The 12,490-nt window shown below is 45.6% G+C and carries 9 protein-coding genes; 5 read left to right on the forward strand and 4 right to left on the reverse strand.

The features are described 5' to 3' along the window. Positions 1-127 precede the first annotated feature (127 nt). From AC0YNZ_RS17630 to AC0YNZ_RS17645, 4 genes are all read right to left on the reverse strand, one after another. Positions 128-964 (reverse strand): sugar phosphate isomerase/epimerase family protein, encoded by an 837-nt coding sequence (locus tag AC0YNZ_RS17630; RefSeq protein ID WP_475827860.1) that lies wholly within the window; start codon positions 962-964, stop codon positions 128-130. Positions 965-1,026: 62 nt separating this feature from the next. Beyond that, positions 1,027-2,562: a GMC oxidoreductase gene (locus tag AC0YNZ_RS17635; protein ID WP_475827861.1), complete on the reverse strand. Its 1,536-nt coding sequence runs from the start codon at positions 2,560-2,562 to the stop codon at positions 1,027-1,029. 266 nt (positions 2,563-2,828) lie between these two features. Beyond that, on the reverse strand, positions 2,829-4,445 hold the full coding sequence (locus tag AC0YNZ_RS17640; RefSeq protein WP_475827862.1) for a beta-N-acetylhexosaminidase: 1,617 nt from the start codon (positions 4,443-4,445) through the stop codon (positions 2,829-2,831). 700 nt (positions 4,446-5,145) lie between these two features. Beyond that, the gene (locus AC0YNZ_RS17645) at positions 5,146-6,036 is read right to left on the reverse strand and encodes a helix-turn-helix domain-containing protein (RefSeq protein ID WP_475827863.1); all 891 of its coding nucleotides are present in this window, start codon (positions 6,034-6,036) and stop codon (positions 5,146-5,148) included. Positions 6,037-6,255: 219 nt separating this feature from the next. On the opposite strand from AC0YNZ_RS17645, the gene AC0YNZ_RS17650 reads away from it, so the two are divergent. The 5 genes from AC0YNZ_RS17650 (at position 6,256) to AC0YNZ_RS17670 (ending at position 12,473) form a co-directional block, all read left to right on the forward strand. Next, complete coding sequence (locus AC0YNZ_RS17650) at positions 6,256-7,404, forward strand: glycoside hydrolase family 88 protein (protein WP_475827864.1); 1,149 nt, start codon at positions 6,256-6,258, stop codon at positions 7,402-7,404. Between the two features lie 342 nt (positions 7,405-7,746). Further along, a complete protein-coding gene (locus AC0YNZ_RS17655; protein ID WP_475827865.1) occupies positions 7,747-8,703 on the forward strand; it encodes an ABC transporter permease in 957 nt (318 codons plus the stop codon). 110 nt (positions 8,704-8,813) lie between these two features. Further along, complete coding sequence (locus AC0YNZ_RS17660) at positions 8,814-9,692, forward strand: carbohydrate ABC transporter permease (protein WP_475827866.1); 879 nt, start codon at positions 8,814-8,816, stop codon at positions 9,690-9,692. A 108-nt stretch (positions 9,693-9,800) separates the two neighbouring features. Then, positions 9,801-11,351: an extracellular solute-binding protein gene (locus AC0YNZ_RS17665; RefSeq protein ID WP_475827867.1), complete on the forward strand. Its 1,551-nt coding sequence runs from the start codon at positions 9,801-9,803 to the stop codon at positions 11,349-11,351. A gap of 84 nt (positions 11,352-11,435) precedes the next feature. Further along, positions 11,436-12,473, forward strand: a complete 1,038-nt coding sequence (locus AC0YNZ_RS17670) for a response regulator transcription factor (RefSeq protein WP_475827868.1) — start codon at positions 11,436-11,438, stop codon at positions 12,471-12,473. Positions 12,474-12,490 lie beyond the last annotated feature (17 nt).

Consider the following 12,490-nt stretch of genomic DNA (forward strand, 5'->3'; position numbering starts at 1 on the left):
TATGGACGTTATGGTAATAATCATTGGATCGCATACAGCCCAAAGTTAAAGAGAGATGTAAATTTATTTAGTGATCTTGAATTTGATCATTGGGTGTTAATTGAAACCGATCCGACAGGTGGGCCATTTAACCCCAACAAACCCCTGCTTCTTTAAGCAGTTTCTTCAATGCTTTTGCGGCTGTTACGGAGAAATCAGGATGTGCTATACCAGGTGTGCCTTTTGGTTCAACCGAAATAAAGCCGGAATAATGTTTCTCTTTTAATGCAGCGATTAGTTTTCTTATTTCACCGTCGCCTTCGCCGGCAGGAACTACTTCGCCCGTATTTACTCTGGCGTCTTTCATATGAATGTAAGCTATGTAAGGTGCTGCAAGAGGATATGCATCTGTCATCGGAAGAACTTGGGCTCTAATGAAATTCGCAGGATCGAACGCCAAGCGCAGGTGAGGAGAGCGGATTGTTCCAAGAATATCGCGGGCACGGTCCCCGTTATCCACATAGAAAGGGGGATCATTGTCGATGAGTAGAGTGACCCTCTCCTGTTCGGCGATATGAGTCAATATCTTCATCCTTTTCAGAACTTCGTCTTTATATTTGTACTTGTCTTCTCCCTTTGGAATTGAGAAAGAAAAAATACGGATGTAAGGGGTTCGAAAATATTTAGCCAGATCAATGGCCCGCTTGAAATCCTTCAGCTGAGGGGTAAAATCTACTGTGATTCCAGTATTTCCGATCGGTGAAGCGATGGATGCGATTTTGAACCCCCGGGCATCCAGCCGCTTTTTTATGTCTCCAACCTCTCGGTCTGTTAGTTGCAGCACATTTTTTTCGTTCACACTTCGTAAATCGATATGATAAATGCCTTCAGTGGCAAGAAGATCCATCTGCGTTTCCAAATCCGGAGAAAACTCGTCGGCGAAAGCAGATAAAGTGACCATATGGTTTCTTTGTATTTCGGCCATTTTAAGACAATCACATCCCATATGTAAATTGTATATATGTTATCCTTTGCTTTCACTTTCGATTATTGAAATGTAGAAGCGATATAATCTGCAGTACGAATCGCCAAAGCAACGGTCGATAGGGTCGGGTTGGCGGCCCCGGAGGAAGGCAGTACGCTGTTGTCGGCTACATAGAGACCGGGTACGCCGTGAATTTGCCCATAACGGTTCGTTACAGAGGTCAAGGGATCGTCCCCCATTCGGCACGTCCCAGAATCGTGATAGGTCCTTCCGGGCAGCCTCATACAGATGTCAGGTACGCCATTTTTGGTGACCAATCGTGTTCCCAATGCTTCGGCCGCATGAATGAATCCATCCGCCATTTGGCGAATGACGGATCGATCTTTCTCGCTGTAAGAAAAATCGACCCGGAGCTGAGGAAGGCCGTATTCGTCTCTCCTGACAGGATCCAGGCTGACTTTGTTTTCATACCGTGGCTCAACCACGCCGAAACCCGTCATGCTTACTTGTAGCTCCTCACGTAAAGGGATTTCTTGATATTGATACCAGAAATCCGATTGGATTTGGATCTGATAAGAACGCACATTCGAGTAGGGAATCAAGATTCCCAGGTTGCCCAGATTCTCGGGAAATTGCCCGCGTCCGATCGTGGAGGAAACTTCCGCACTGGAATGATTCGTTAAATAATGGCCGATGGCCCTTCCCGGAATTCCGGAGTACAGCAAAAGGCGGGGTGTTTCCAACGCACTCGCAGACACGACGACGGTTTTTGCTTTGAGGTCATAGGTTTTCCTATCCGGCGACATGACTTTGACTCCGGATACGGCCCTTTGTTCCGTGATGATTTTAATGGCTCGCGAGTTAACTGCCAAGTCGTACGGAAGCAAATTCAAAGCTCTGCCAAGGAAAACAATTGAACTGAAGTATGCATTGGAGTGCACTTCCCCATACCTCGTCCTTTCCAGATCAACCGCTACCGGAATGTCTATGGCTTCTGGATATCCTCTCCCCCTTATCCGCGCAAGGAGGACCTCTGTAAATGAGGAGCCTTGGGTGTAGTTTGAAGATACTCTCATCACCTCTTCGGCGATGTCATAGTAATATTCCATCTCCTGAGGTATAACAGGCCAGTCCGCCAGCTCGGAAGCATGCATCCGCGGACAAACCGCTCCCCAAAACAAGGTTCTTCCCCCGAGTGTCGTAAACTGCTGGGCCCCGCGGAATTGCGGCAGTAAATTCCCGATCGGTTTGGAAATTATGGGATTGGCAAAATATTTATTCACTCGTTCCGCATCCATTGTTGCGATATTACGTACATGAGTATTCAGCAAAGCTTTACCCGCTTCCACTATCCCGATCTTTTTGCCGCTTTTTTTCCAGTGCTCACAGAGCCTCCACAAGACAGCTCCTCCTCCAGCCCCGCTGCCTATAATTAACACGTCATAATTCGTTTGCGCCATGTTCTCCAAGGGTGTTGTCGGTATCCAGTCCTGCATAAATTCTGATGGAACATCCGATGTGCAGAAGGGGGGAAGGGCCTGGCTGCCCGGGTAAGGGAAGTTAGATTGGGGAAGGGCAACGGTTTTACCGGCAATCACCGTGTCGGGATCCGGAAACCGCGGATTAAGGGACAGCAGGTCTTGTAAATCGGCATCTTGTTTGGCTGCGATTTTCCGGAGAGAATCCCCATCCCCTGCGACATATACTCTCAGCTGGAATCACCTTCCTTTGGAAAAATCCATATCCGTATATGTTTATGTGGAGTGGTCGAATTAAAATACACCAATCCTACTATCGCGCATATGTCCGACGGCCGGAGTTTTCTCCGGCGACAGCTATGTGATCTATTATGCTGCCAGAAGGATTATTGCTCAGGAAACGCATTCGTTTCTACAGAGGAAGCAGTTGTCGGTTTATTCAGATTCGTATAACTCCATGGTACAACCGGGTCTGGGTAGAAATGAATGCCCTCATTAATCATTCTCGAACCTTGAGCTGCCAGCCTGTATTTATACTCATTCCAATCTCTCATACTTTTTGGTGTCCAGCCCACTTCAGCGTAGCCAGGCATTCTTGGATAGCTCATATATTCAATATCAGCCATCGTTTGTACCGTTTCTGTCCATAAGGGAGCTTCAACACCCATGACTGCGCTTTGCGGAGCGAAATCGGTAGGATCCCACTGATAAGTATCATCTGTCGGATTGTAACCCGCAAACGTTCGACCAATGGGGTTGCTGCTATCATACTTATAATCCAAATACGCTTTCGTCTTAGGAGAGAGAATCATATCTATACCTGCATCCGATGCAATGGTTGTAGACCAGTTTTGCAGTAAGGAATCTGTATCCACTAAACTTGGTCGAACGGACGGATTCCACCCAATCAACTTCTTTCCATGATTAGCGACGATCGTTTTCACCCTGCCGATAAAATAGTCATAATCAGCCTGGGTTGTTGAACTAGCTTCATCACCGCCAATATGAATGTACTGTCCGGGCGTAATGGCAGCAATCTCACGTATGACATCATCAATGAACTTATATGTTATTTCCGACTGGGTCATAAGTGTACTGAAGCCCACATTTGTTCCGGTATACAAGGTTTTTTTTATTCCATCCGGATTCAACTCTCCGTAGGAAGCTAAAGCAGCGTTAACATGTCCCGGCATATCAATTTCGGGAATAATGGTGATATATCGGTCTTTGGCATAATTAACAATATCCGCATATTCTTCCTGAGTATAATACCCTCCGACACCTCCGCCAACTTGTGTGCTGCCACCGATCGTGGTCAAATCCGGCCAGGAATTGATCTGGATTCTCCAACCCTGATCATCGGTAAGGTGGAGATGAAATACATTCATTTTGTATTGGGCCATAAGATCTATCGAGCGCTTGACCTCATCAACAGTAAAGAAGTGTCTGGCAACATCAAGCATATGGCCGCGCCATGAATAGGCGGGAGCATCGGTTATGTTTGAACTTTGAATTACCCAAGGTACGCCTGTAACAAGAATACGCTTCTCAATATCAGCAGGAAGCATCTGACGCAGGGTCTGAATACCTCTAAAAAGCCCTTCCGGGGTATAAGCCGTTATTTTCACATCACTTACAGTCGTATTCAGCTTATAGCCTTCCTGACCTAAACTCGAGCTTCCGCCGATTGTGGACAAATAAATGCTACCAGCAGGAGGCTTACCTGATTTCACCACATTGAAGCCAAAACCGGTAGCCGGTTTTAATTTATCAGCCAAATATTGGCCGATCTTATAAATTTCATCGGTTTGAGCCATGCTTGTCCCCTGAACATATATTGATGTACTGCTCGTTAAAGTGAAATTCCCTGAGCCCTTTGTATATATGACGGGTTTGGGTATGATAGGGGCAGGTTCACCAGCGCTTACCGTCACTGATAAGGATAGTAATAGTATTGTTGTGAAAGACAGTCCGATTAAAGCTCTTTTGAAATACTTTTTCATATGCCTTTCCTCCACTTTTAGATCTTTACTCAATTCACGGCGTTTGTACCGGGTACGCCAAATAGTCTGGGGGGATTAGGAGATCTAAGTCTGGCAGATGGAAGGATTCCAAGAATTGAGCCAGTCCACCATATTCGTAGTATCAGTTGTTGCAGCGGTGTAGAAGCTCAAAAACTTATTGAACTTATCATCAGAGTAATCGATATCCATAGGGTTACCTTAAATTATATTATTATCCTATATTTCGCAATTGAAGGCGTCTGTCATCGGAAGAACTTGGGCTCTAATGAAATTCGCAGGATCGAACGCCAAGCGCAGGCGGGGAGAGCGGATTGTTCCAAGAATATCGCGGGCCTATATATCGGTTGAACCGCAAGGCACACTCGGTATCGCACATCCGGATTTCTCCGTGAGAGTCACAAAAAGCATTGAAGAAGTTGCTTAAGGAAGCAGGAGTTAGTTGGGTTTAAAAGGCCCGCATACTCTGCTTCGGCAAAAGGGTGTGATGAAACTGAGGCTATGGATCGCTGGAGACGGGGATACGTTGAGGAAAATTGCGGATAAGCCAATGTTCGAAAAGAGGATCTCATTGCCCTCAATCCGTACATTTCCGCTCCTGATCTAAATATTTTTGAGAGACCCGTGAAGCTTCCTTTCTCAACCGGATCGATAACCAAGCAGATCTCCCCATTCTTTATTCTTAGCTGGATGGAGACGGCGTACCACCACTTAACTGTTCTTTTTTAAATTGATAAGGACTCAAGCCGACATGTCTCTTAAACGTTTGACAAAAGTATGAACAATTGGGTAAACCTACTGTTTCGCCTATATCTTTAATCGAAAGGTCTGTGGATCGGAGCAGCCAGCACGCTTGGCGAATGCGGCGGGCCGTCATGTATTCCGTGATACTGCTGCCTACCGATTTACGAAACAGGCTCGATACATGATTAGGTGATAGATGCACGGCTTGGGCGAGCCTGTTCAGCTCAAAGGGTTCCATGTAATGCTCCTCAATCCATTCCATGATGTTTTCGGCCGTTGTCGAAGGTCTGCGAAGGCCGGGAAATTCGGATTCTTTGTTATCGTCCCAAACGGAACGAAGATGATGAAGCAGTGTGGTAAGGAAGAGTAATTGCTCTTCCAGCAGCAGCTCCGGGGGACATTGCCGCAGGGCGCGCGAATGAATTTGTATCAAAGCATCCAAACCCGCGCTGCCTACCGCGTTCACGTTTTGTAGGGTTGCCTTGTCCTTCCACAGTTTTCTTAGAAAAGCTTGAAGTCCCGGAAAAGTCCGAAGAACTTCTTCCAATATCATCGGCTCGAAAACAAATAAGGAGCGAATGTACGACTGATTGGGGAGACCCGATATCCTAATGCGGTGAAGCTGGAAGGGGCTAAAATAAAATAAGGAGCCCGGAGCGAGCTCAAATATTTGCCTCTCCACTATGACATGGCCATGTCCTTCATGCACATATAAAAATTCCATTCCTTGATGAGCGTGATAAATCTCACTGAATTCATTCGTTCGGTCTTTATAAAAGCATAGCTGAACGGGATGCCGGTTTAAATTCATATAATTCATCAGCCTCATCGGATCCTGCAGCTCCTTTTTCTTATGGGCTCTAATATCGTAATATAACAACATTTTATCATAAATGCCTGTAACTAAATCAGGGGAACTTTTGCTATTATGGACTTGTTCATATATTACGGGAGGCCGCTGAATCTGCAAAGCAGATCGACCGTTATGTGGGAAAGTGAAAGTTGCGATTGTGTGCGACAACAGCAGAGAATGTTAGGAGGAGCATCTATGATTCAAGTATCGGATCGCTGGAAAGAAGCCAAACAACTGCAGGATTTACTCCCCGAAGCTTGGGAAGCGCTGCAGATAAAAGTAGATCGCATGATCGTACAGCTTGAAGGAAAGTCTCCGCATGTGGCTAAGGAGGATGGCGTATATGATAATTTGCATCTCGATTGGTGGACATCGGGTTTTTGGCCCGGGATTTTATGGATCCTTTATGACATGACGGGGCAAGAGCATTATAAAACGGCTGCTTGGGATTGGGATATCCGGCTTGAACATCTATTTACCGAAGATAATAATTTTCATCACGATGTCGGATTTCAATTTTTGCCTACCGCGGTCATTAAACATAAGTTGACGGGGTGTAAGGATGCATTGCGCCGAGGACTTTATGCGGCAAATTTCTTGGCAGGCCGATTCAATCACGCCGGTCAATTTATTCGCGCTTGGAATCAGGATAAGCTTGGCTGGGCCATTGTGGACTCCTCCATGAATTTGTCCATTCTGTTCTGGGCAGCCAAAGAAACGGGCGATCCGCGCTTTGAACACATTGGCCGGAGTCATGCGGACACGGTCGTCAGCAAATTTATCCGCAGCGATGGCTCCGTGAACCATATCCTTAGCTTTGATCCGAAAACGGGCGAATTTATCGAGTCCTTAGGAGGGCAAGGGGCTGGACCGCACTCTGCCTGGAGCAGGGGAGCGGCTTGGGCGCTGCACGGCATGGCGAATGTTTACCGCTATACCGGCGATAGACGCTATTTGGAAGCATCGCAGCGCGTGGCTCATTACTTCCTGGCTTGCTTACCTGAGGATTCCGTTCCCCATTGGGACTTCAGGGCAGAGGAATCACTTGATGCGGAACCTAGAGACACATCAGCGGCTGCTTGTGCAGCCTCAGGCCTCTTGGAGCTTGCAGATGCCATTCCGGGAGCGGCTGGCAGCATGTACCGCCGTGCGGCTGAACGTATTCTGTTGTCGCTGACCAAGCATTATGGTACTTGGGATCATCCAGATCATGAAGCGATACTAATAGCAGGAACCGGTCACAAGCCAGCGGGGGAGAATATCGATGTTTCTCTCATTTATGGCGATTATTACTACGTCGAGGCTTTGGCCAAGCTACTGGGGTGGAAAAGCCGCATATTCTAGATAAATATGAAACCATCATGAATAGAAGAGGCTATTCCTTGCATCCTAAGAAGGAAATAGCCTCTATTTTTAAAAAAACCGATTGGCATAGAACTCACTATATAACCCTCGGTGCCTCCACCGGATTCTCTAATAAAAGTAAGCCTATTACTTTTTCCCCGGTTGAATTTGTCCTTTTACCAGTATTATGGCTCTTCCCCCAATAACCGCATCATCCTACCGACGTTTGATATTCATCTTTCACCTTAAGAAAAGCTAAGTCGAGTATAAGTGGAATCATGGTTGAACTGACTGGACGGATATACAATTGGAGTATAACACAAGTAGAAAGGAGTAGTAGATTTGGCGAGCAAGCTTATCAAGGCCGATAATACGGCGAATTTTACGAGAAACATCCCCCAGGTTTTATCGTTCGCATGGAAGTACAAAGCGTTATATTTTCTTGCCCTGCCCGGACTTGTTTATTTTATCATCTTTAAGTATGTACCTTTGATGGGAGGAGTTATTGCTTTCCAGAATTACAGTATTTTCAAAGGCTTCAAAGGAAGTCCATGGGTAGGGTTTGAGCATTTCAAGCAAATGTTTGCCTACCCAGACTTTATTCATATTCTGGAAAACACACTCATCATCAACTTTTACGATCTGGTTTTGGGGTTTCCTGCGCCCATCATTCTAGCTCTGATGTTGAATGAGTTAAGAAGCATCTTATACAAAAGACTGCTTCAAACCGTGATCTACATGCCGCACTTTCTGTCATGGATTATAGTAAGCGGGATTACGATCGGGATATTGTCGCCTTCGACAGGAATTGTCAATCATGTGCTTGGTTTATTCGGAGTAGACCCTATCTATTTCATGGGAGAGGATTCGTACATTAAAAGTATACTTATTGGTTCAGGTATATGGAGAGATAGTGGATGGGGAACCATTATTTACTTGGCAGCTCTTACCAGTATTAATCCGGAGTTGTACGAGGCTTCCGAGATCGATGGAGCAGGGCGTTGGAAGCAAACTATTTCTATTACGCTGCCATCCCTGATGCCGACGATCACCATTTTGTTTTTGCTCAAGATTGGTCACTTTATGGACTTTGGATTTGAACGTGTTTATGTATTTTTGAACCCTCTTAACAATGAGAGCGGCGAGATTCTGGACACCTACATTTACAAAGCCGGATTGCTGCAGCAGCAATACAGCTATACAACGGCAGTGGGACTGTTCAAGTCCGTGGTCGGTCTGGTCCTTTTGTTCTTGGCTAACTCATTGAGCAAAAAATCAAATGGTGAGGGTCTATTCTGATGAAAGGAGCCCTATGCATGTGCCGCATTTTTTCTCAAGATATTGAAATTCTAAGAATAAGTGAGCCAACGAAAGAAAACATTATTTTATAGGGGGAGGTTCAACCACTCATGAGAGAACCGAGTCTTGGAAGAAAAGTATTCCTTGTCACTAATAGCTCGATTTTGCTTGTGATCGGGCTTGTGATGTTTCTTCCGTTCTTGAACATTATCGCCCAAGCTTTCAGTCATTCCGCAGCTATAGAGAAGGGGGAGGTTCTGTTTTTCCCGGTACACTTTACAACCGAAAACTTTGAAGTGGTTTTTGGTGATCCATCCATTTGGAGGGCTTTCGGCATAACCGTGTATATCACAGTGCTGGGTACACTTATTAATTTAGTGGCAACCGCTACTTTCGCTTATCCTTTGTCACGACAGGAGTTTATCGGTAGGAAATATGTACTCTTATTAGTCCTTTTTACGATGATCTTTTATGCTCCACTTATTCCGAATTTCCTGATCATACGCGAACTAGGGTTAATGGATAGTCTATGGGCTCTAATGATACCCGGAGCCATTAGTACATTTAACTTTTTCGTCATGAGGTCGTTCTTCCTGCAGATTCCAACAGAATTGATCGACTCCTCCAGAATTGATGGCTGTGGGGAAATGCGAATCCTTTGGAATATGGTGTTACCCTTGTCCAAGCCTGCCATGGCGACTCTCGGTATATTTTATGCCGTAACCCATTGGAATGCCTTCCAATCTGCCATCTATTACATTAATGATCGCAGGTTGGCACCTCTTCAGGTTAAACTGAGGGAGATGATCATTCAAGATGAATTTAAGATCGATCCTAACGCGGAAGCTTTTAATTCCGCCATCATGTCCTCTCCGGAAGGTATCAAAATGGCCGTTATCCTGGTAGCAACAATTCCAATTATTATGGTCTATCCGTTCCTGCAGCGGTATTTTGTGAAAGGTATGTTGCTCGGATCTGTAAAGTCTTAAGAAACCATTGGAAGAAAAGGTAAGGACGGAATAAGAAAAAGCATCGTGTAAACGCTCACTGTCTTCTTATATATTCATTATTATAACGATACAGAAAAGAGGGGTACCATGAAAAAACAGATCGGAGTGCTCTTGTCCAGTATTTTATTAGTATCCGTATTGGCAGCATGCGGATCCGGAAAAGAAGCAGAAAAACCAGCAGATAATAATAAGTCTCATGCGGCGCAAGCAAAATTCACCATTTCCATGAGAACCAATTCGAATAAGTATATTGAAACCTCCCAAGACATAAATGAAGATCGGTTGGTTAAGGAGCTGGAAACGAGGTCCAATACAGACCTGAATATCCGTCTCATCTCCCATAATGATTTTGACCAGAAGATGGCCCAAATGTTTGCTACGAACGACATCCCTGATGTGGTTCAATCTAATTCCATGTATGAGAAGGATATGGCCGGATCCGTCAGTGCAGGCGTATTTATGCCGTTAGATGATTTGCTGCAGAAGCACGGACAAAACCTGTTGAAGAAAATCCCGAAAGAAGCCTGGGATTTGGTGAAACATGAAGGTAAGATCATGGCTATTCCGGAGTGGCTGACTAATATGAATCGCCGGGCAACCTTCATTCGAATGGATCTTTTAGAGAAGACGGGGCTACCGGTTCCGAAGACTGTCGATGAGTATTTGAATGTAATGAGAGCCTTCAAGAAGCTTGGTGTAGAGCAGCCCTTCGGAGTAAGAGAGGGATTGAAGTATGCGGATATCTTCTTTGGTGCTTACGATGTCTATCCGTATCAATCCATGTTCGAGCAGAAGGGTGACCAGATCCAGCCTAAGTTTATGAATACGGATCGGATGATCAAGGCCATCGAAACTTATAAAACGATGTTCAGCGAAGGTCTGATGCATAAAGAATTTGCTACCATCAACTCAACCAACCTATCGAATAGCATCAACTCGGGTAAGGTTGGTATCTGGGCAGCAAATGCCAACCTTTTGCCAAGCTTGCAGACCAAGCTCAGCGTGACGGTACCTGGTGCCAAGATTGCTATCATTCCTTCCCCTGTAGGGCCTGACGGAAAAGGCGGAAATTTTCTGTACAAACCGGCCGTTCGTTACTATTATATCAACAAGAATGTCAAGGACCCGGCTGCAATCATCAAGTTCTTTGATTGGATGGTTAGTGATGAGGCTGCCAAGTTCTTCACCTATGGTTTAGAAGGTGAGAATTACACGACCGAAGGCGGTAAGATTGTCTATAAGCAGCCGAAAGATGAGAAGGGAACACTGGAAGAGGCCTTCCGTTCCGACTGGCTGTGGATGGTCAAGGACACCACCTATAACAAAGGGCTGCTCGAGCAGACGGACAGCGGTAAAGAATTGATTAACGTTATAGACAATATACTGACCAAGGAAGGCAGGAATGGCATCCAGTTCAACCCGAGTCTTCAAGCCCAAAATCCGGATGTGATTTTGGGTGGAGATACGGCGGCGCCTTTGCTCACCAACCATATCATCAAGATGATTTATGGAGCGGAACCGGTCAGCGATTGGCCAAAGGTCCTGGATGAGTGGAAGTCCAAAGGTGGAAACGAGATAATCAAGGAAGCCACCGAACGCTTCAACAACAAGTCTGGGATTGTCGTACCCAAGAATTAAGCTCAATATTGAAGTAAGAGTAGAACTCCTTGCGGATCGTAAGGAGTTCTTTCCTTCAAATACACAGGAAGCGGGTGAAGCCTTTTGCTGCGAATTGATATCGTCGATGATGAGCCTGTCTTGATCAAAGGATTGGTTACACTTCTTGAGAAATCAAGCGTGCTTGGCGCATCGCCCTGCATCCGGACCTCAATGAATGGAATGGAAGCGTTGGAGAAAGTATTCCAAGAACCCCCGGATATTTTATTCACGGATATCCGAATGCCCGTTATGGATGGTCTAGAATTGTGCGAGCGCTTGCAGGAAAAGAAGCTGCACACCCAAGTGGTTATAATCTCAGGTTACGGGGACTTTGCCTATGCTCAGAGATGCATCTCCTACGGAGTCAAAGAATATTTGCTTAAACCAGTGACGGAGGAGGACATGGAGGAATTGCTTCGCAAACTTATGAAGGAACGAGCGGAGCTTGCCGAGAGCCGGCAATTGCTGTATGCCATCGACCAATGGACTGATAAGCTGGAGGAATCAATCTGGAACAACCGGCACGAAGAAATTCAGCATATGACTGACGGAATAGTGGAGCAACTGAAAAGGTCTGCTTTACCTACAAAAGCCGCTGTCGAATTGCTTAGAAAAACAACTGTACTCTTAATCAAAAAGCTGAATGAACGCAATGTATATCCTTTCAGGGAGGAACCGAGAATTGAAGTGGGAGATCTGGAGCTTGCCACAGGCATGTTTCGGCAATCCATTCAGGATTTAACGGGGTACTTGGTATCCAAGCGGAAGGGACAAGCCAAGGACCCGATTGAAGAAGCCAAGCGATATATTGTTCTTCATATCGCCAGAGAATCTTCCTTGGAGGAGGTTGCTGCTCAGCTGGGTCTTAGTCCCACTTACTTTAGCGCCTTGTTCAAACGGGAGACCGGCGAAACTTTTATCCAATACCGTTTACAACGCCGCATGGAAAAGGCCATTAAGCTGCTTCAAGACCCTCAGTGGAAAATTTCAGATATAGCATTAGAAATAGGCTATTCGGATACTCCCCATTTTAACCGGATATTCAAAAAGGTTGTCGGAAAGACGCCGACGGAGTACAGAGAGGGCCTTGGTATTCTATGAAAAGAGGAAGCTTGGCT

Source organism: Paenibacillus sp. J2L1-98, from assembly GCF_056269405.1.